Here is a 20,793-nt window from a genome sequence, read left to right as displayed (position 1 = left end):
CCACCGAGGCGCTTCACTACGCCCTGGTCGACTTCGTCACCCACGACCTCGGCCCCGACCAGAACTTCGCGTCGATCGTCGCCGTCTTCGACGGCCCGTCAGGCCTCCCCGAGCCCGAATTCCACGCCATGCTGTGGCGCCAGCTCGCCGACCTCCACGCCCTCGACGCCGACAGCGGCTACCCCTGGGCGGAGGGAGCCAACCCGGACCCGGAATCCCCGTCGTTCGGCTTCAGCATCGCCGGCCACCCCTTCTTCATCGTCGGCCTGCACGAGAACGCGTCGCGGATCACCCGGCGGTTCGCCTTCCCCGCGCTGGCGTTCAACTCGCACCACCAGTTCAAGCGCCTCGTGGAGAACGGCGTCTACGGCGGCCTCCAGCGCCGCATCCGCGAGCGCGAACTGCGCCTCCAGGACTCGATCAACCCGAACCTCGCCGAGTTCGGCGAGTCCTCCGAGGCGCGCCAGTACTCCGGGATGGCGACGGACGGGGAGTGGCGCTGCCCGTTCCAGGCCCGCTCGGAGCAGCCCGGGGCATGATCCGAACGGGAGCTGCGCCGCCGACGTGAGGCCGGGCCCGGCCACAGGGCCCGGCTGTCGGCGCGGGCCGAAAGCGGAGGAACAGCGGCAGGCGGTCGGACGGGTGGTAGGGAGCCGGAGCGCCATGGGCAACTGTCCATTGATGGAACGATATTGACGATCAGTCAGCTGGGTGGGCAGAATCCATGGCCGTCACCATGCCGGCCGGCAGGGGCCGTTGCCACCGGATTTGCCGTCAGGCGGGCTGCGGAGGTGCGGTGGTCGGCGGACTGCAGGGGCGCGGCCGTCGGCAGACCGCGGGCGCGGCCACCGTACCGTGAAGTGCCGCAGCCGTACACACGTTCGCTGACCAGGTTCTATGAGAGAAATCCGGGACGGGTTGCGGACACATGCAGGGGTGGCAACAGGGGGGTCGGTCCTTGATAAGTTCACCCCCATGACCACCGAGGCCCTGCGGCGACTCAACGACTCCGAGCACGGCGAGATCTGGAACCGATTCCAGGCCGCGTTCGACTTCCGACCCGACACGTCCGTCATTCCCGGCATCTCGGAGCCCGCGTCCTCGGTGACGTGGAGCCTCGACGCACTGGACGACGACCCGGGGTACCGGAAGCTCGACCGGCTCGTCGGCGTGGTGCAGGACGGGCTCGCGCGATGTTGCCGGCCCGGCGAGGCGCTCTGGCTCCTCGACCAGCCGCACGCGTCCTACCGGCTGCGCCCGGACCTCGTGCCGGACGGCGCGGCCACGCCGCGCGTCGTCGAGGGGCAGCCGTGGCAGGGGTGGCCGCTGAGCCCGTACCCGGACGGGAACCACTCCGTCCAGCTCGCCGAGGACTTCCGCTTCGGCGTCTTCGGGCACCCGTCGGAGAAGTCCCTCTGCGTGTTCGGCACCGAGCTGCTCGACGCGATCGCCGGCGAGGTCGACGGCCTGCTCCCGCAGGTCATCCGCCGGGACGGCAAGCCCGTCGGCTGACGCTCGCCCCCCGGAGCCGGAGTCGGAGCCGGGGGCGGACAGGGGAGCACCGTGGGACAACCGTCGACAGATCACGCCCCGGACGGGCTCGGGCGGCGGCTCGGCACGTTCGACGCCGTCGTGATCGGCCTCGGCTCGATGATCGGGGCGGGCATCTTCGCCGCCCTCGCTCCGGCCGCCGGTGCCGCGGGGGCCGGACTGCTTCCCGGGCTCGCGCTCGCGGCCGTGGTGGCGTACTGCAACGCGACGTCGTCCGCCCGGCTGGCCGCCCGGTACCCGCAGTCCGGCGGGACGTACGTGTACGGGCGGGAGCGGCTGGGCGAGTTCTGGGGCTACCTGGCCGGATGGGGGTTCGTCGTCGGCAAGACCGCGTCGTGCGCGGCGATGGCGCTGACGGTGGGCGGCTACGTCTGGCCGGGGCAGGAGCACGCCGTGGCGGTGGCGGCCGTCGTGGCGCTCACGGCGGTGAACTACGGCGGCGTGCAGAAGTCCGCGTGGTTCACCCGGGCGGTCGTCGCCGTGGTGCTCGCGGTGCTCGCGGCAGTCGTCGTGGCGGCCCTGACGTCCGGTGACGCGGACGCGGCCCGGCTCGGCCTCGGTGCGGACGCGTCGTTCCACGGGGTGGTGCAGGCCGCGGGACTGCTGTTCTTCGCGTTCGCCGGCTACGCCCGGATCGCCACTCTCGGCGAGGAGGTCCGCGACCCGGCCCACACGATCCCCCGGGCGATCCCACTCGCCCTCGGCATCACGCTCGTCGTGTACGCGCTGGTCGCGGCCGCCGTCCTGGCGGTGCTCGGGCCCGAACGGCTGGCCGCCGCGGGTGCGCCGCTCTCGGAGGCGGTACGGGCGGCCGGTGCCGCGTGGCTGGCCCCGGTGGTGCGGGCGGGCGCGGCCGTGGCGGCGCTCGGCTCGCTGCTGGCGCTGATCCTCGGGGTCTCCCGGACGACGCTCGCGATGGCGCGCGACCGCCACCTGCCGCACGCGCTGGCGGCGGTCCACCCGCGCTTCCGGGTGCCGCACCGGGCGGAGCTCGCGGTGGGGGCCGTGGTGGCGGCCGTCGCGGCGACGGCGGACCTGCGTGGAGCGATCGGCTTCTCGTCCTTCGGCGTGCTCGCCTACTACGCGATCGCCAATGCCTCCGCCTGGACGCTGACCAGGGCCGAAGGCCGCCCGCCGCGGGCCGTCCCGGTGGTCGGCCTCGCGGGCTGCCTGGTGCTGGCGTTCGCGCTGCCGCCGTCATCGGTGGCCGCCGGCGCCGCCGTCCTCGCGGTCGGCGCCGGGGCCTACGCCGTGGGTACTACGCGACGGAGTCGGTGAGCACCTTCGCGAGGAAGGCGTCGAGATTGCCCACCGTGCGGACGATCTGCTCCTCCACCGGCAGCGACTCGTTGGGACGCGTCACGAGCGTCGACTTCTTGAGCCCGCGCACGTACAGCGAGCAGGCCAGGTCGGCGCAGATGTAGCTGCCGACGGAGTTGCCCTCGCGCCCGGCGGCGCCGGCCCGGCGGGCGGCCAGCAGCGCGACGCCGGAACCGGCGTGGGCGGTGACGCACAACGAGCACACGTTGCTCTTGGTGAGGCTGCGGCGCACCGACGGCACCCGCAGGGTGACGCCGACGAGCTCGCCGCCGTGGTGGGCCACCAGGTAGGCGCGGTCGGGCGCGCCCGGATCCCGCCAGCCGAGGAAGTCCAGCTGCTCCCACGGGAGTTCGGCCAGCCCCCGGGGGAGGTTGAGCCGGCGGGCCTCGCCCTTGGAGCAGTTGACGAAGGATTCGCGGATCTCGGTCTCGTTCAGGGGTTGCATGGGGCGGAAGCTAACACCCGTACGCGCACGATGTCGCGGCAATTTCCGGCGCGCAGGCGTGGGGTCGCCCGTTTCCCCTCCCGTTCCACGGTATACCGCACGGGGGATCTTGCCGCAAGGCCCCCATATCGGGCGAAGATGGACCTCCGCGTGACGGGACGCGGCGGACGGACGGGAAGTGACGAACATGCGGGTGCTGTTGTCCACGATCGGCTCGCGGGGCGAGGCGCAACCGGTGGTCGCACTGGCGCTGCGGTTGCTGGAGCTGGGCCAGGAGGCCGTGGTGTGCGCGCCGCCCGACTTCGAGGAGTGGGCGCGGTCGCTGGGGATCGAGTACGTGCCGGTGGGCCCGCTGCTGCACGGGACGGCGAAGCGCCCGGCCGGGCAGGTGCCCACGCCCGAGCAGCGGCGGCGGATGATCGAGAGCACGGTGGCCGACCAGTTCAAGGCCGTGGGCACGGCGGCCGAGGGGTGCGACGTGATCGTGGGCGGCGGCGCGCTGGCGGTCGCGGCGCGCTCGGTCGCCGAACAGCGGGGCGCCGGCTACGTCTACGCCGCGTTCGCGCCCATCACGCTGCCGTCGCCGCACCACGCGCCGCCCGTCTTCGGGATGCTCGGCGAGAAGCCGGCGGACGGGAGCGTCGACAACCGGACGCTGTGGGACCGCGACGCCCACCGCTGGAACGTCATGTGGGGTGCGGCGCTCAACGTCCAGCGGGAGGCCGTCGGCCTCGGCCCGATCGGCGACGTCAGCCGGCACATCTTCACCGGCACCCCGTGGCTCGCCGCCGATCCGACGCTGGCGCCGTGGCCCGGGCGGTCGGAGCTGGACGTCCGGCAGACCGGGGCGTGGACCCTGGCGGACGACCGCCCGCTCCCGGCCGAGCTGACGGCGTTCCTCGACGCCGGTGAACCTCCGGTCCACGTCGGCTTCGGCAGCGTCCGCGCCCCCGAGGACGCCGCCCGGACGATGCTCGCCGCCGCCCGCGTCCTCGGCCGTCGCGTGATCCTCGCCCGGGGCTGGGCCGACCTGGCCGCGGACCTGGCCGCGCCCGACTGCCTGGTGATCGGCGAGGTGAACCAACAGGCGCTGTTCCGGCGGGTCGCCGCGGTCGTGCACCACGGCGGGGCGGGCACGACCACCGCGGCCGCCGGGGCCGGCGCGCCGCAGGTCGTCGTGCCGCAGATGTTCGATCAGTTCTACTTCGCCCAGCGCGTCGAGCAGCTCCACATCGGCGCCGCGCACCCGGGCGGCGAGCTGACGGCCGACTCCCTGACGGCGGAGCTGCGGCGGGCCCTGGCTCCGCGGACCGTCGAGAAGGCCCGGGAACTGGCCGGCCGGGTCCGGACGGACGGGGCGCTGGTGGCGGCACGTCGGCTGATCGACAAGCAGTACTGATCCAGGCAGTAATGAAGGGAGGAGTGCCGAATCGCGGGGGCGTGATGCACCGGCGGCAATCCGCCGCCGCGTGCCCCTCTGCGTCCCGGGGAAGGGGGCGGGCGGCGTTGACGGCGGGCGGCGCCGGGGCGGAGCGTGAACCGTGCACCACGCGCCCTCCGCCGATGAAGAGGAGCCCCACCGTGCGTCGAAGAACCTCCGTCCTCACCGCCTGCGCCGCCGCCCTCGCCGCCCTCCTCGGGTCCGCCACCGTTGCCGGAGCCGCCCCCGCCACCGTCGCGGCCCCGGCCGCCCGCGTCGTGAACCCGCCGTTCGGGACACAGATGCGCATTCCCCAGTACAACCCCGTCCCGGCGGGCTGGGCGGTGGTCGGCATCAACACCGCCGTCCACGACAAGCTCATCGAGTACCTCGGCGGCGCCCCCTACGGCGCCAGGGTCGCCGTCCTCGCCAACACCACCGTGCCGGCCGGCTGGGTGCTCGTCGGGGCCTCGCTCGACGGCCAGACCGCCCAGGTCTCCTACCTCGGCGGCGCCGCGCACGGCGCCGGGGCCACCGCCTACGTCGTGTGCTGGATGCCCGGCGGGCGCGTCTACGGCTACCCCGTCCCCGCCGGGTGGACGGTCACGGGCACCGTCACCCAGGGCGCCTGCACCTACCAGTACCTCCGCTACCCCTGAGGCAAAACCGCCTCGCCGTTGACCTCCCGTCAACTCTCCGTGCGCTAGCCTCCCCCCTGGCATGACCACATGCCGATCTCGATCCTGGGGGGATCACATGGCAATCGGACGACGGCAACTCCTGTCCTCCATAGCACTCACCGCCCTGGCCGTGCCCGTGCTGGCCAAGGGCACCGCGACCCGCGCGGCCGCGGCGGCGGGTAGCACGGCCGCCCCGGCCGCCGGCTCCGGGCCGCTGTTCATGCAGGTCGTCGCGCACGAGGACGACGACATCCTGTTCATGAACCCGGACCTGTCCAACTCGCTCGCCAACGGCACGCCGTCGGTCACGGTGTTCGTCACCGCCGGCAACGGGACCGGCGACCCGTGCCCCACCGTCTGCTGGGACCCGGCCGGCGAGCCGCTGCGCACCTGGAACCGGCAGATGGGCGCGATCAACGCCTATTCGCGGATGACCGGCGTCGGCGACACCGACCCGTCGACCGACGAGGTGGGGCACTGGACGGCCGAGGCGTGGACGGTCGCGGGCAAGCAGGTCGAGCGGTACGTCCTCAAGGACCGGCCGGTGCACCTCGTCTTCATGAACCTGCACGACGCCCAGCTCGCCGGTGTCCTGGGCGGCGCCACGGACACCACGGTCGTCCCCGTCGGCAGCCCGATGACCGGTCCTTCCACCTTCACGGCCGCGGACGTGGTCGAGGTGCTGCGGCAGATCATGGTGACGTACCAGCCCACCGTGCTCCGGGCCCAGGACGACCTCCCGGACAACCGCTACTCCGCCGACCACGGGGACCACGTGGCCGCCGCGCGGTTCGCGGGGCTCGCGGCCGCCAAGTACGGCGGTCAGCTGATCCAGGTGAACTACCGGGACTACAACATCGGCGACGGCCCGGTGAACCTCGACCCCGCGACGGTCGGCGACAAGGGCGTGTTCGTCTCCGAGTACGCCAGCCACGACCACTCGGGGAACTACTCGCAGTCCTGGTACGCCCGGATGTACTACCGCTGGTCCCGGGGCACCTCCTGGGCGGGGCTCAACCAGGACGGCCGGCCGCAGGTGTTCGTGGTCCGCAGCGGCGCGCTCTACACGAACTGGCGCCAGGCGGACGGTACCTGGTCCGCGCCGCTGCGGATGGCGGACCCAGGCGGGTGGCTCGTCCCGGCCCTCGCGGTCGGCACCAACGCCGACGGCCGGCTGCAGGTGTTCGGCCGCCGGCTGACCGACCACCGCATCGTCTCCCTGGCCCAGCTCACGCCCAACGGGGCGTGGGCGTCCTCGTGGACCGACCACGGCAACCCCAACGCCGGGCTCGGCAACGAGGACCAGGTCGGCGTGCCCGCCGTCGCCAACGACCAGGACGGCCGGCTGGAGGTCTTCGTCAAGAACGGCGGGGGAGGTGTCAGCCGCACCGGTCAGACCGCCCCCGGCGGCGCGTGGTCGGGCACGTGGGCCGACCACGGCGGCAGCGACGTTCAGGACCCGGTCACCGCGATCCGCAACGGCACCGGGGCCATCGAGGTGTTCGCGAGCACCCGCACGGGGATCCTCGGCTGGTGGCAGAGCGCGCCCAACGGCACCTTCGCGGGCCCGGGCCAGATCCCGAACGCCCAGCCGGCCGGTCCGCCGAAGGCCGCGCTCGACCAGGACGGCCGCATCGAACTCGCCTACCGCGAGGCCGGCACCGGCGCCGTGCTGGTCAGTTACCAGACGCAGGTCGGCGGCGCGTGGAGCCAGTCCCCGGCCTCCCTCGGCGGCCACCTGGGCGTCGGCGAGCCCGCCGCGACCACGGCCGGTGGCCAGGTCGTCCTGTTCGAGCGCAACCGGGGCGGCGGCGTGAGCACCACCGCCCAGACCGCGCCGAACTCCGGCTACGGCGCCTGGCAGGACCTCGGCGGCACCGTCCTCGACTACCCGTCGGCCGTCGTCGACGGCGTCGGCGTGCTCCACGTCTTCGCGATCGGCACGGACGGCCGCGTGTACTTCCGCGCGGGCACGACGCCGACGACCTTCGGCGACTGGCAGGCCCTGCCGGTCTGACCCGTTTGACCCGTTCGACTCGTTTGACCCGGCGAGAGGCGGCCGGCCGGGACCCCTCCCGGTCGGCCGCCGCCTCAGGGGCGGGGAGTCCAGCCGGGCGGGGTGAGGGCGGTGTCGGCGAGGATCCGCGCCACCGTGGCGTCCAGGGTGCTGTGTTGGGGGACGACCCGCTCGACGCCGCCCGGCAGGAGGTCCCGGGGCCGGTACCACTCGGCCATGTCGGCGGGGGAGAACTCGGCGGACTGCGGGCGGGTGGCGTGGCGGCGCACCGTCTCGTCGAACTCGACGTCCAGGTAGTAGAGGTGGGTGCGGCCCCGGTGGCCGGCGGCGAGGCGGGCCAGCATCGGGCCGTAGCGGTCGGCGGCGAGGATGCCCTCCACGACGACGTGGTAGCCGTGGTCGAGCGCGTGCCGGGCGACGAGCTCGACGAGGCCGATGTTCGCCCCGCCGGGCACGTCGCGTTCGCGCAGGACCGTCCGGCGGAGGACGTCCTGGGCGACGACGGCGACGCCCCGCCCGTAGGCGGCGCGCAGCCGCGCGGCGACGGTGGACTTGCCGGCGCCGCTCGGCCCGCGCACCACGATCAGCACGGTGTCCGTGGTTCCTGTCACGCGGGTACCGTACCCGCGCGCCTCCGCCCGGACACGGCTCTCACAGGCCCGGGTACGTCTTCCGGAGGTGCGCGAGGAGAGCCGCCGTCGGGGCCGTGCGCGGTCGGTCGGTGGGGTGGACCAGGGCGATCCGGGCGAGGGGGACCGGGGACGTCAGGGGACGGACGCGCAGGCCGGGGGAGTGGGTCGGGGTCGGGAGGACCGCCACGCCCATGCCGTGGGCGGCCAGTTCGAGGAGGTGGGCCGGGGCGGCGGCCTCGACGGCGATGGCCGGGGTCGCGCCGGCCTCGGCGAAGGCGCGTTCCAGTGCGGTGCGCAGGCCGGTGCCGTGCGGGGTGCTGACGAGGGCGTGGCCGGCGAGTTCGGCGACCGGGAGCGGGCCGTCGGCGGCCAGCGGGTGGTCGTGGGGGAGCACCGCGGCGAGCGGGATCTCCAGGACCGGGTGCAGGGCGAGGCCCGCGAGGGTGTCCCAGCCGTCGTCGCCGGGACGGCCGCTCGCGGGGGCGGGGAGTCCGGCGACGGCCAGGTCGAGACGGCCGGCGCGGAGCTCGGCGAGCAGGTGGCGGGTGGTGTTCTCGGCGAGCGAGAGGTCGATGCCGGGGTGTTCCTTGCGGAACGCGGCGAGCGTCGTGGCGAGGCCGGGCAGCGAGGGCAGGGCGCCGGAGCCGGGGAGCGCCGCGCCGGAGACCGTCCCGAGCCGGACGTGCCCGCGCCGGAGGCCGCCGAACTCCTGGGCCGCGCGCCGCGCTTCCCCGGCCGCGGCGAGGGCGGCCCTGGCGTGCGGGAGGACGGCCTCGCCGGCCGGGGTCAGGCCGACGCGGCGCCCGGAGCGGTCGAGGAGCCGCTGGCCGAGGTCCTTCTCCAGCTGCCTGATCTGCGCGCTGACGCCGGGTTGGCTCACGTGCAGCAGTTCGGCGGCCCGGGTGAAGCTGCCTTCCCGGGCGACGGTGACGAAGTAGGTGAGCTGCCGGAGTTCCATAACCTGCGATTATCCCGGGAAGAAGATCCAGGTCTTGGACGCGCGGACGCTCCCGCCCGCAGGCTGGGTGCATGCAAACCGTGTCACGAGCACAGGACCCAGCGTGGCTGCGCGAGCAGATCGCGGCCGAGCGCAGGGAACTCGCCGACGTGCTGGACTCCTTGACCGCCGACCAGTGGAACTCGCCGTCGCTGTGCGACGGTTGGACCGTCCGCGCGGTCGCCGCCCACATGAGCACCGGCTTCCGCCACTCCGGAGCCCGCACCCTGCTGGAGATCGTCCGGGCGGGCGGGTCGATCCACCGCATGGCGGACCGGGTGGCCCGCCGGGACGCCGCCGCCCTGAGCGAGCAGGAGATCGCCGCCGCGCTCCGCGACAATGCCGCCCACCCGTGGCGCCCGCCGGTCGGCGGCCGGATCGCGGGCCTGGCGCACGACGCCGTCCACGGCCTCGACATCACCGTGGCGCTCGGCCTCCCGGCCCGCCTCCCGCTCCCGCGCGCCACCGCCCTGCTCGACGCGATCACCCCGCGCGGCCTGCGCTTCTTCGGCGCGCGCCTCGACGGCGTCCGGCTGCGGGCCGTCGACGCGGACTGGCGGTACGGCGACGGCGCGGACCTCGTCGAGGGCCGGTCCCAGGAGCTGCTGCTCCTCGCCTACGGCCGGCGCGTGCCCGCAGGCCTCCTCGCCGGCTCCGGCGCGGCGCGGTTCGCGCGGTGACGCGTGCCCCCGACGCGGCCGGCGCCGGTGCGCGAACTCCGGGAAACCGGCAGGGACATGGCGTTATGGTGCGATTGCACAGCGTCAGTGGACCCGAGAAGAGCCCGAGGAACGACCCGCAGAAGAACGTGAGGTAGGAGCAGTCATGCACCAGCAGGACTTCGTCAGCGCCCCCGTACTGATCCTGAGCGCCCTCGCCGCCGACCCCGCCCGCCGGGCGGTCACCACCGCCGACGGCGTGGACGTCACGGCGGGCGACTTCGCCACCGCCACCTACCGCCTCGCCCGCGAGCTCGCCGACCGCGGCGCGGCGCGCGGCGTCACCGTCACCCTGTTGACCGGCAACACCGCCGAGGCGCTGAGCGCCCGCTACGCCGCGAGCCTCGCGGGTGCGCGGCTGGTCAGCCTGTACGAGGGCATGGGCGCCCCGACGATGGCCGAGATCGTGGCGAGCGTCGACACCGCCGTGCTGCTCGTCGACGCCGAACGCTTCCTGGTGGCCGAGGAGTTGCTGCCCCTGGTCGACGTCCCGACGGTCCTCTCGCTGGGGCCGGGCGGGCCCGGCGAGGACGTCGTCGCCGCCTCCGCCGCACAGCCGGCCGAGCCGCCGTCCGTCCGCATCGGCCCGGACGACGACTGGGGCATCCGCCACACCGGCGGCACCACCGGCATCCCCAAGGGCATCCGCAGCCTGCACGGCCCCTACCGGCGCATCTTCGACGCGTCGCCGTACGGGGCCGGCGAGCGGCCCCGCTTCCTCGCGGCCACCTCGATCGCCCACCTCGCCGGGGTGTTCGTCGACCTCGCGCTCTACCACGGCGGTTCGGTCGTCCTCCAGCGCGCGTTCGACCCGGGCGACGTGCTGGCGGCCGTCGAGCGCGAGCGCATCACGGACCTGTGGGTCCTGCCGCCCCTGCTCTACCGGCTGCTCGACCACCCGGCGATCGGCCGCACCGACCTGTCCAGCGTGGCCCGGGTCCTCTACGGCGGCTGCGCGGCCTCGCCGACGCGGATCCGGGAGGCGATCAAGGTGTTCGGCCCGGTGCTGGCGAGCGGCTACGGGCAGTCCGAGGCGCAGAACATCGCCGTCCTCGGCCCGCACGAGCACGACCGCGTCGGGCGCGGCGGCCAGATCTCGGTGGGCCGCCCCCTCCCGGGCGTCGAGGTGGCCATCCGCGCGGCCGACGGCACCGGCCTGCCGGTGGGGGAGCAGGGCGGGATCCACGTGCGCTCGGCCTCCGTCATGGCCGGCTACTGGAAGCGGCCCGACCTCACCGCCGCGGTGCTGCGCGACGGCTGGCTCGACACCGGGGACGTCGGCTACGTCGACGAGGACGGCTACCTCTACCTCGCCGACCGGCTCAAGGACGTGATCATCGTGGTCGGCGGCCACGTCTACCCGTCCGACGTCGAGGACCTGCTGGTCACCCACCCGGCGATCGCCCAGTGCGCGGTGTTCGGCGTGCGCGACGGCGACGAGGCCGAACACGTCCACGTCGCCGTCGTGCCGACGCCCGGGCGGCGCCCGGAGCTCGACGACGTACGGGAGTTCGTGACGGCGCGCAAGGGGCGGATGTACGCGCCCGAGGCCCTGCACGTGGTGGACGAGATCCCGCTGACGGCGGTCGGCAAGCCCGACAAGAAGCGGCTGCGCGCCGCGCTCTGACGCGGTGGCGATCGGACGGGTCGGTATCACGCCGACACCACGCCGAGGTGACCAAACGTCAATACCTCACAGGATCCGGCCAAGTTGAGCGTATCCGTCCGATGGCTGGAAAGGGCGTGTCCGTATTTCGGACGGAGGTATGGACTTCGCACGCCGGGGGCGACCGGCCGACCGGAGGGCCGGTTTCCCCTGCGCAGCGCGCTGCGGGCCCCTTTGCGGGGCGGATAAGCGGCGCGTGAAGGCCGGTCGGGGCGGTGGCGGGATCGGACCGGCCATCGCTTCGTCCGGAAACGGACCTGGCGGTTGCCGCGTGTCGAATCAGTGACCGAGAGTCGTACTGATGAACGAGAAGAGCGATACTCCGTCCCCTCCCCGCCCTCGCCTCCTCGGTCACCGAGACTTCCGGCTCCTGCTCGCGGGCGCCGCCGCGGCCCAGACGGGCAGTCAGGTGACCCTGGTCGCCCTCCCGTTGGTCGCCGTGCTGGTGCTGGACGCCGACCCCTTCCAGGTCGGCCTGCTCACCGCCGCCGAGACCGCCGCCTTCCTGCTGGTCGGCCTGCCCGCCGGGGCCTGGCTCGACCGGATGCGCAAACTGCCCGTGCTGATCCGCGCCGACGTCGTGCGCTGCGTGGCCGTCGGGTCCATCCCGCCGGCCGCCGCGCTCGGCGCGCTGACGATGGCCCAGCTCTACGCCGTCGCGCTGGTCACCGGCGTGGCGACGGTGTTCTTCGACGTCGCCCACCAGTCCTTCCTGCCGACCGTCCTGCCGCGCGAGCACCTCGTCGGCGGCAACGGCGCGCTGGAGACGGTCCGCTCCTCGGCGCAGATCGCCGGGCCCGGCCTCGGCGGCGGACTCGTCCAACTCCTCGGCGCGCCGCTCGCGATCGTCGCCGACGCCTGCGGCTACCTGGCCTCCGCGCTGCTGCTCACCCGGATCCGCGCCGAGGAACCGCAGCCGGAGCCCGTGGCCGGGAAGTCGCTGCGCGCCGAGGTGGGGGAGGGCGTGCGGTTCGTGCTCGGGCACCCGCTGCTGCGGGTCATCGCCGCCGCCACCGCCGTCTCCAACCTGTTCGCCGCCGTGCTGATGGCCGTCCAGACCGTGTTCTGGGTGCGCGTGCTCGACCTCCCGCCCGGCGCCATCGGCGTGCTGCTGTCGGCCTCCGCCGTCGGCGGCCTCGCCGGGGCGCTGTGCGCCGGGCCGCTCGCCCGGGGCGTCGGGCAGGCCCGCCTGATCTGGCTCGCCCCGGTCGTCACCGGACCGTTCGCCGTGCTGTGGCCGCTGGCCGACGGCGGCCTCGGCGTCGTCCTCTTCGGCGTCGGCTCGGCCGTGGTGCTGTTCGGCGCGGTCGCCTACAACGTCGCCCAGGTGAGCTTCCGCCAGTCCGTCTGCCCGCCCGACCTGCTCGGCCGGATGAACGCCACCATGCGCTTCCTCGTCTGGGGCACGCTGCCCCTCGGCGCGCTCGCCGGGGGCGCCGTCGCCGACGCGGCCGGGCCGCGCACCGCGCTGTGGCTGTGCGCGGCGGGCTTCCTGCTCGTGCCCGTGCCGCTGCTGCTCTCGCCGCTGCTCCGGATGCGCGACCTGCCGACGGCCGACGCGCCCGCTCCGGAGGCGGCGGCGGAGGCGTCCGAGACGAGGGCGCAGACGCCCGACACGGCCGTGAGCCCCACGCCCTGAACCCGTACCGAGACCGAGACCCGGAGACCGGAGACCGTTCCGTGCACGCCACCAGCACCGCCACCGGTGCCCCCAGCATCACCGCCGCCTACCTCGCCCGCTACCGCGCCATCGCCGCCGACACCCCGCAGACCCTCCTCCCGCTGACCGGCGCCCAGCGGCGCTTCCTGATCACCCGCCGGCTCACCCCCGGCGGCCGCCCGGAGATCGTCCCGGTCTTCTTCGCCTACCCGCGCGGCACCGTCGACCTGCCCCGGCTCCAGCGCGCCGCCACCACCGTGGCCGCCCGGCACCCCGCGCTGTGCGGCGCCTTCGCGAACGTGCGCGCCACACCCGTGCTGCGCGTCGGCGGACCGTCGGCCGAGGCCGCCCGGGTGGCCGTCGCCCTCGGCGGCTCCGCCCGCGAGGCACTGCGCGAGGCCCTCCTCGACTGGCCGGCCGACGGACCGGCGCTGCGCCTGCTGGTGGCCGAAGAGCCGGACGGCGACGAGGAGTTGCTGGCCGTCGCGCTCGACCACGCGGCCTGCGACGAGCAGTCGCTCGGCGTCGTCACGGCCGAACTGGAGGACGCCTACGCGGCGGACGCCCAGCCCGGCCGCGGCCCCGACGAGGCCGCCGTCGCCGACTACCGCGAGGCCGTCGAGCGCCAGCTCGCCGCCGAGGACGCCGCCTCCACCCCCGCCGCCCACGCCCACTGGGGCGAGCGACTCGGCGGCCTCGCCACCACGGAGGCGGGCGCGGCGCACTCCACCGGCATGCTCACCGAACGCGTTCCCGGCGCCGTGCGCGGTTCGGTCTTCCCCGTCCTGCTGGACGCCGTCGCCGTGGCCGCCCACCGCCTGCACGGCACCGGCGGCCCGCACGGCACCGGCCCCGAGCGGAGCCGCCCGCTCGGGACGGGCCCCGACCGGAGCCGTCCGCTCGCCCTCGGCTACCCGTGGGGCGGCCGCCCGCCCGGAGCGCCCGCCGCGCTCGGCTGCTTCATCAACACCCTCGTCCACCCGGCGCTCCCGGGCCCGACCGGGGACCTCGACGCGCTCGCCGACGGCTGGTGGGACGACCTCGACCACGCCGACACCCCCTTCGACGAGGTCGTCCGCGCCGCCCGCGCGGCCGGCGCCGGCTGGAACGGCGCCCTGGACGGCCTCCTCACCCTCGAAGACCTCCACCGCCGCCCGCCGCTCGCCCTCGCCGGCGTCCCCGGCCGCGAGACCCACCTCGCCGGGCGCCCCCTGCCCGTGCCGCTCGCCGTCTCCGCCTCGCACGGCGACGACCTGCTGGTCCGCCTCGCCTGGGACCGCGAGCGCTTCCCGGACGCCACCGCCGAAGCGGCCTTCGAGGGCCTGCTCGGCGCGCTGCGCCACCACCTCCGGCCGGCCGCCTGACCAGAGCGCCGCCGATCCGCCGACGGCCCCGGGCCGTTCGACGCGAGCTTCCGCAAGGAACCACGAACTCCCCCACGCAGCAGTGCCGCACGCGCCACCACCCCGGCGCGCCCGGCCGGCCGGGACGGGACCCCACAATTCGCCCGCCCCGCCGCCCGCAGGACGAACACGCCCGCCACCACTAGGGAGTAGCCGCCCATGTTCGCACTCTCCTCCTCGCAGGAGATCGTCTGGCTGCACGAGCAGATGCTGCCCGGCAGTCGCGCCTACAACTTCACCGCCGTCCTCGACCTCTGGGGAACCGTCGACCGGGACGCCCTGCGCGCCGGCCTCACCGCCGTCGTCGCCCACCACCCCGGCCTGCGCCTGGAGCTGGTCGCCCGCCAAGAAGGCGTACCCGGCCAGCGGGTCGCCGAGGACTGCGAGCCCCGGCTGCGCACCAGCGACTTCTCGGCCGAGGCCGACCCCGAGGCCGCCTTCCGCACCCTGCTCGCCGCCGAGGCCGCCGAGCCGCTCGACACCAGCCGGGCCCCGCTGCTGCGCTGGCACCTGGTCCGCGTCGCCGACGACCACCATCGGCTGATCCACGTCGAGCACCACCTGATCCACGACGGCCACTCCTTCGCGATCCTGCTGCGCGACCTGTTCACCGTCTACCGCGCCCACGTCCTGGACGAGCCCTACGAGCTGGCCCAGGCCCCCTCCTACGAACAGCACGCCCGCACCGCCACCGGCCCGAGCGACGACACCCTCGCCTTCTGGCTCCGCGAACTGGCCGACGCCCCGCGCGAGGTCACCCTCCCCGGCCTCGCCCGGCCCGGCGCCTTCCGCCGCCACCGCGGCGGCCAGCTGCGCCAGGCCGTCGGCGCCGACCTCGCCGAGCGGCTGCGCGAGCGCAGCAAGTCCGACGGGCACACCCCGTTCAGCACGCTGCTCACCCTGTTCACCGAGCTGCTGCGTCGCCACAGCGGCCACGACGAGATCGTCGTCGGCACCGCCGTCGGCAACCGCCCGGTCGGCTTCGAGGGCACCCTCGGCATGTTCGTCAACACCGTCCCGCTGCGCCTGCGGCCGGACGCGGAGACCTCGGGCACCGACGCCATCGACGAGGTGACGGACGTCCTGCTGCGCGCCCTGCCCCACCAGGACCTGCCCGTCCAGGAGCTGACCCGCCGCCTCGGGCTGCACACCACCGGCGCGGACAACCCGCTGTTCAACGTGATGTTCAGCGCCCACGACGCCCCGCTCCCGGACGTGCGCGTGCCCGGCCTGGAGGTCCTCCTCTACGAGGGCTTCAACACCGGCACCACCCGCTTCGACCTCGACCTCGTGCTGATGCCCGACGACCGCCGCGTCGTCGGCGAGAAGCACGGCGCTGCCGGCATGACCCTGGTGTGGGACTACGACGCCGACCTGTTCGACGAGTCCGAGGCCGTACTGCTGTCCGAGCGCCTCCTGGACCTCCTGCGCGCCTACCTCGACCGGCCGGAGGAGCCCCTGGCAGCCCTGGCCGCCCCGACCATGGAGAGCGTCGAGACGGCCGTCGAGCCGGCGGACCTCGACCCGGCCGCCGCCCACGACCCCACCTCCCTCGCCCTCCTCGCCGGCACCGAGCGGATCACCTACGGCGAGCTCGACCGCCGCGTCTCCGAGCTCGCCGAGCGGCTGCGCGCCGCCGGGGTCGAGCCCGGCCAGCCGGTCGCCGCCGTCCTGCCGCGCGGCGTCGACAGCGTCGTCGCCCTGCTCGCCTGCCTGCGCCACGGCGCCGTGTACGCCCCGCTCTCCTCGGAGGACCCGGCCGCCCGCCTCGGCCTGCTGCTGGAGCGGCTCGCCCCGGCGCTCGTGCTGGCCACCCGCCAGAGCGCGCTCGCCCTGCCCGCCGAGGGCGTCACCCCCGCGCTCCTGGACGGACCGGCCTTCCCCAAGGCCGAACCCGCCGCCGTGCTCGACGGCATCGCCTACGTCATCCACACCTCCGGCTCCACCGGCGTGCCCAAGCCCGTCCTGGTCGGCCGCGAGGCGCTGGCCGGCTACGTCGGCGCGATCGCCGCCCGCTACGAGCTCACCGCCGCCGACCGGGTGCTGCTCTTCGCCCGCCCGTCCTTCGACGTGGCCCTGGAGGAGGTGCTGCCCGCGCTCGCCGCCGGCGCCGCCCTCGTCGTGCCGCAGCGCGAAGTGCCCACCGGCCCCGAACTGGTGGCCGTCCTCGCCGCCCGCGGCGTCACCGTCGCCAACCTGCCCACCAGCTACCTCCTCGCCGTCCGCGAGGACCTGCACGAGGCGCTGCGCGACGGCCGCTGGACGCCCCGCCTGCTCGTCCTCGGCGGCGAGCGGCTGCCCGCCCGCGCCCTCGCGGGCCTCACCGAGGCCACCACGGTCCTCAACGCCTACGGCGTCACCGAGGCCACCGTCACCTCCACCGTCCACCAGGTCGGGCCCGCCGACCTCGACGGCGGCGGCGAGGTGCCGCTCGGCGCCGAACTGCCCGGCGTGCGGATGCACGTCCTGGACGCCGCGCTGCGCCCGCTGGCGCCCGGCTGCGTCGGCGAACTCGCCGTCGGCGGGCCGATGCTGGCCGAGGGCTACCTCGACCTGCCCGAGCCCACCGCCGAGCGCTTCCGCGACCTGCCCGGCCTCGGCCGGGTCTACCGCACCGGCGACCGCGGCTACCGCGACCTCACCGGCCGGCTGCGCTTCCTCGGCCGCACCGACAACCAGGTCAAGCTGCGCGGCCACCGCATCGAGCTGGAGGAGATCGAGGCCGCCGCCTCCGCCGAACTCGGCGGCCGCTCCTGCGCGGTGGTCCTGCACACCGACCCCGAGGCCGGCCCGCGCCTGGTCGGCTTCCTGGAGGGCGCCGAACGCCCCGACCAGACCGCCCTGCACGCCGCCCTCGCACAGCGCCTGCCCGGCGGGCTCGTCCCGGCCACCTGGACCGCCCTGCCCGCCATGCCGACCCTGCCCGGCGGCAAGCCCGACCGCGCCGCCCTCACCCGGCTCGCCGCCGAGGCCACCGCCCCCGAGGAGGCCCCCGCCGCCACCGGCGCGGCCTTCGACGGCCCGGGGCAGGAGCTCGTCGCCGCCGCCTGGCGCGAGGTCCTCGGCCACGACCGGTTCACCGCCGAGTCGCAGTTCTTCGAGGTCGGCGGCCACTCGCTGCTCGCCGCCCAGGTCGCCGCCTGGCTGGAACCGCACCTCGGCACCCGGCCCCCGCTGCGCATCCTCTTCCGCCACCCCGTCCTGGCCGACCAGGCCCGCGCGCTGACCGGAGACGCCAAGTGACTTCGAGCCCCTCGTCCGTCCTGGAGGACGGTCACCGCGAACTCGTCGACGCGTTCGAGAGCTTCATCCGCCGGGAACTCGTGCCGCTCGCCGCCGAATTGCCCGAGACAGCCGACCAGCCCCCGGCCGACCTGCGCGCCTACGTCCGCAAGCGCTCCGCCGCCCTCGGCTTCTACGCGGGCGACTACCCCGAGGAACTCGGCGGCTCCGACATGCCGTTCACCGCCGTCGTCCTGCTCCACCACGCCGCCGGACGCAGCGGCTGCTCCCTCGCGCCGTACGCCCTCGCCGGCTCCGACGGCCCGAGCCCGCTGCTGCGCAACGGCACGCCCGAGCAGATCGAGCGCCACCTCGTGCCGCTGGTGCGCGGTGAGCAGACCCGCTGCCTCGCCCTCACCGAGCCGCACGCCGGCTCCGACGCGTTCCGGCTCACCACGACCGCCGTCCGCACCGGCGACACGTGGGTGCTCAACGGCCGCAAGACCTTCGTCAGCAACGCCGACCGGGCCGGCATCGTCCTCGTCGTCGCCGCCACCGACCTCGGCGACGGCAGCACCGTGGGCGCCACCGCCTTCGTCCTGCCGATGGACCAGCCCGGCCTGCGGATCGGCCAGCGCTACGAGGGCATGTCCGGCGAGCCGCTGTTCGAGCTCCTCCTCGACGGCGTCACCGTCGGGCCCGAGGCCGTCATCGGCGGCGAGGAGGGCATCGGCGCGGCCACCGCGCTCGCCATCGACAGCCTCTCGCGCGGCCGGCTCGTCGTCGCGGCCATGTGCAACGGCGTCGCCGAGTACGCGCTGCGCGCAGGCGTCGAGTACGCCCGTGAGCGGGAGGCCTTCGGCCGGCCGATCGGCGACTACCAGCACGTCCAGGAGCACCTCGTCACCACCCGCGCCGAGGTGGAGGCCTCCAAGCTGCTCACCCTCGCGTGCGCCCGCCTCGTCGACGACGGCACCGAGGCGCCCGAGAACGCGGCCCTCGCCAAGCTCACCGCCTCCGAGACCGCCGTCCGCGCCGTCGACCGCTCGCTCCAGGTCCACGGCGCCACCGGCTGGGTGCGCGGCCACCCGCTGGAGTTCCTCTACCGCTACGTGCGGATGATGACGATCATCGAGGGCACCTCCGAGGTGCAGAAGGTCATCATCGCCCGCTCCATGGGCCTGAACTGACGCGCCGTGACCTTGAACCGGGAGACGATGATGGAACCCCTCAGCATCGAGTACGGCCGTCCCCACCAGGACGGCGCGGTCCTCGACCTCTTCACCACCTGGGCGCACCGCACGCCGGACGCGCCCGCCCTGATCGACGGCGACCACGCCTGGAGCTACGCCGAACTCGACCGCCTCGCCGACACCGTCGCCGACGCGCTGCGCGAGCGCGTGCGCCCCGGCGACCTGGTCGGCATCTGCCTCGACCACTCCGCCGCGCTGGTCGCCGTCACCCTCGCCACCGCCAAGCTCGGCGCCGTCCACCTGCCGCTCGGCCCGCGCCCCGGCGAACGCCGCCTCCAAGCCGTCGCCGAACAGCTGCGGCCCGCCTGCCTGATCGGCGACCCCGCCCTGCTCCCGACCGGCCGCCAGGCCGGCGAGCAGCTCAAGCTCGCCCTGCCGACGGAGGGCGCCAACGCGGCCGCCACCGTCATCGCCGCCTTCGCGGACGGCTCCGACGGCGGCGGGGTCGAGATCCCCAAGGGCACCCACTACGCCGTCCTCACCTCCGGCTCCACCGGCACCCCCAAGGCCGTGGCGGTGGGCGAACCCGCCCTCGGCGCACTCCTGCACTGGTACCGGGACTTCACCGGCCTCGGCCCCGGCGAGCGGCACAGCCTGCTCATCGGCGTGGCCTTCGACCCGCACCTCCAGGAGCTGTGGGCCGCCCTCACCTCCGGCGCCGCCCTCAGCGTCGCCCCCGACGCCGTCCGCTGGGACGCCGGCGCCCTCACCGACTGGTGGCGCGAGGCCGGCATCACCGTCACCGTGCTGCCCACCCCGCTCGCCGAGCCCGTCCTCGACCGGCCCTGGCCCGCCGGGCTCGCCCTGCGGCACCTGACGATCGGCGGCGACCGGCTGCGCCGCGCCCCCGGCCCGGACGTCACCGCCACCGTCCACAACGCCTACGGCCCGGCCGAGGCCACCGTCACCACCACCGTCCACACCATGGCGCCCGGCGGCGACCACGGCACCGACGCGCCGCCGATCGGCCTGCCGATCCCCGGCGCCGTCGTCCTCGTCACCGACGAGGACGGGCGGCCGGTGCCGCGCGGACAGGCCGGGGAGCTGCGCATCGGCGGCCGGGGCCTGGCCGCCGGCTACCTCGACCCCGAACTCACCGCCCGCCGCTTCGTCGGCGCGCCCGAGGCCGTCGAGGGCAGCGACCGGGTCTACCGCACCGGCGACCGCGTGCTGATGCGCGCCGACGGCGTGCTGGAGTTCCTCGGCCGGCTCGACGACCAGGTGAAGGTCAGCGGCGTGCGGATCGAGCCCGCCGAGGTCGAGGCCGCGTTCGAGCGCGACGAGCGGGTGCGCCGCGCCGTCGTCGCCGCCGCACCGGCCCCGGCGGGCGGCTACCGGCTGCTCGCCTTCGTCCAGGCCGCCTCCACCGAACTGCCGGAGGCCGCCGGCCTGATCGAGGCCGTCCGCCCGTGGCTGCCCGAACAGGCCGTGCCCTCGGTCGTCCGGCTCGTCGACGCCTTCCCCCTGGACGCCAACGGCAAGGTCGACCGCGCCGCGCTGCTGGCCGCCGAATCCCTTGAGAACGGTGTGAGGACCGAGGAAGGCGCCACCGACACCGAACGCACCGTCCTGCGGCTCTCCCGCGACCTCCTCGGCCGCGCCGACCTCGGACCGCACGACAACTTCCTGGAGGCCGGCGGCAACTCCCTCGCCGCCGCCCGCCTGCTGGCCGCGCTGGAGGACGAGTACGACGTGCGGCTGCGCGCCGCCGCACTGCTGCGCCAGCCCGACCTGCGCGCCGTCGCCCGGCTCGTGGACGAACGGCGCACCGGCGCCGGCGCCACCGCCTGACCGCGTCCTCGAAGCCT

General features: G+C 75.2%; 16 protein-coding genes. 13 read left to right on the top strand and 3 right to left on the bottom strand.

Annotated features, from left to right (window positions below; all coding sequences use genetic code 11):
* The 3 genes from gntA to ACFV4G_RS32860 form a co-directional block, all read left to right on the top strand.
* The coding region (gntA, locus tag ACFV4G_RS32870) for a guanitoxin biosynthesis heme-dependent pre-guanitoxin N-hydroxylase GntA (RefSeq protein ID WP_380445825.1) at positions 1-539 on the top strand (539 nt) is incomplete at its 5' end.
* Positions 540-975: 436 nt separating this feature from the next.
* A complete protein-coding gene (locus ACFV4G_RS32865; RefSeq protein WP_380445824.1) occupies positions 976-1,512 on the top strand; it encodes a DUF2716 domain-containing protein in 537 nt (178 codons plus the stop codon).
* A 51-nt stretch (positions 1,513-1,563) separates the two neighbouring features.
* Positions 1,564-2,829: an APC family permease gene (locus ACFV4G_RS32860; protein ID WP_380445823.1), complete on the top strand. Its 1,266-nt coding sequence runs from the start codon at positions 1,564-1,566 to the stop codon at positions 2,827-2,829.
* Here the strand turns inward: ACFV4G_RS32860 and ACFV4G_RS32855 are convergent.
* Entirely contained in the window at positions 2,810-3,316 is a 507-nt protein-coding gene (locus ACFV4G_RS32855; RefSeq protein ID WP_380445822.1) for an FBP domain-containing protein, read from the bottom strand. The two genes, ACFV4G_RS32860 and ACFV4G_RS32855, sit on opposite strands and share 20 nt — an antisense overlap.
* Before the next feature lie 187 nt (positions 3,317-3,503).
* Here ACFV4G_RS32855 and ACFV4G_RS32850 point away from each other — a divergent pair, with 187 nt between their 5' ends.
* From ACFV4G_RS32850 to ACFV4G_RS32840, 3 genes are all read left to right on the top strand, one after another.
* Positions 3,504-4,715 carry a glycosyltransferase gene (locus ACFV4G_RS32850; protein ID WP_380445826.1) on the top strand — a complete coding sequence of 404 codons (1,212 nt, stop codon included), beginning with the start codon at positions 3,504-3,506 and terminating at the stop codon, positions 4,713-4,715.
* A gap of 182 nt (positions 4,716-4,897) precedes the next feature.
* Complete coding sequence (locus ACFV4G_RS32845; protein ID WP_380445820.1) at positions 4,898-5,395, top strand: hypothetical protein; 498 nt, start codon at positions 4,898-4,900, stop codon at positions 5,393-5,395.
* Positions 5,396-5,492: 97 nt separating this feature from the next.
* Positions 5,493-7,433, top strand: a complete 1,941-nt coding sequence (locus ACFV4G_RS32840) for a PIG-L family deacetylase (protein ID WP_380445819.1) — start codon at positions 5,493-5,495, stop codon at positions 7,431-7,433.
* 74 nt (positions 7,434-7,507) lie between these two features.
* On the opposite strand, the gene ACFV4G_RS32835 is transcribed toward ACFV4G_RS32840, so the two are convergent.
* Together ACFV4G_RS32835 and ACFV4G_RS32830 are read right to left on the bottom strand one after the other, a co-directional pair.
* Complete coding sequence (locus ACFV4G_RS32835; RefSeq protein WP_380445818.1) at positions 7,508-8,044, bottom strand: kinase; 537 nt, start codon at positions 8,042-8,044, stop codon at positions 7,508-7,510.
* 40 nt (positions 8,045-8,084) lie between these two features.
* Positions 8,085-9,023, bottom strand: coding sequence for a LysR family transcriptional regulator (locus tag ACFV4G_RS32830; RefSeq protein ID WP_380445817.1), 939 nt, complete (start codon positions 9,021-9,023; stop codon positions 8,085-8,087).
* A gap of 80 nt (positions 9,024-9,103) precedes the next feature.
* On the opposite strand from ACFV4G_RS32830, the gene ACFV4G_RS32825 reads away from it, so the two are divergent.
* From ACFV4G_RS32825 to ACFV4G_RS32795, 7 genes are all read left to right on the top strand, one after another.
* Positions 9,104-9,742, top strand: coding sequence for a maleylpyruvate isomerase family mycothiol-dependent enzyme (locus ACFV4G_RS32825; RefSeq protein WP_380445816.1), 639 nt, complete (start codon positions 9,104-9,106; stop codon positions 9,740-9,742).
* 145 nt (positions 9,743-9,887) lie between these two features.
* The gene (locus ACFV4G_RS32820; RefSeq protein ID WP_380445815.1) at positions 9,888-11,408 is read left to right on the top strand and encodes an AMP-binding protein; all 1,521 of its coding nucleotides are present in this window, start codon (positions 9,888-9,890) and stop codon (positions 11,406-11,408) included.
* 340 nt (positions 11,409-11,748) lie between these two features.
* Positions 11,749-13,086 (top strand): MFS transporter, encoded by a 1,338-nt coding sequence (locus tag ACFV4G_RS32815; RefSeq protein ID WP_380445814.1) that lies wholly within the window; start codon positions 11,749-11,751, stop codon positions 13,084-13,086.
* A 41-nt stretch (positions 13,087-13,127) separates the two neighbouring features.
* Positions 13,128-14,471 carry a non-ribosomal peptide synthetase gene (locus ACFV4G_RS32810; protein ID WP_380445812.1) on the top strand — a complete coding sequence of 448 codons (1,344 nt, stop codon included), beginning with the start codon at positions 13,128-13,130 and terminating at the stop codon, positions 14,469-14,471.
* Positions 14,472-14,669: 198 nt separating this feature from the next.
* The gene (locus ACFV4G_RS32805; protein WP_380445811.1) at positions 14,670-17,753 is read left to right on the top strand and encodes an amino acid adenylation domain-containing protein; all 3,084 of its coding nucleotides are present in this window, start codon (positions 14,670-14,672) and stop codon (positions 17,751-17,753) included.
* Positions 17,750-18,922: an acyl-CoA dehydrogenase family protein gene (locus ACFV4G_RS32800; protein ID WP_380445809.1), complete on the top strand. Its 1,173-nt coding sequence runs from the start codon at positions 17,750-17,752 to the stop codon at positions 18,920-18,922. The genes ACFV4G_RS32805 and ACFV4G_RS32800 overlap by 4 nt, the downstream gene beginning before the upstream one ends.
* Positions 18,923-18,928: 6 nt before the next feature.
* Positions 18,929-20,776, top strand: coding sequence for an amino acid adenylation domain-containing protein (locus tag ACFV4G_RS32795; protein WP_380445808.1), 1,848 nt, complete (start codon positions 18,929-18,931; stop codon positions 20,774-20,776).
* Positions 20,777-20,793 lie beyond the last annotated feature (17 nt).

The organism is Kitasatospora sp. NPDC059747 (genome assembly GCF_042732955.1).
In the GTDB taxonomy this organism is placed as follows: domain Bacteria; phylum Actinomycetota; class Actinomycetes; order Streptomycetales; family Streptomycetaceae; genus Kitasatospora.
This window is presented reverse-complemented; position numbering and strand designations above follow the sequence as displayed.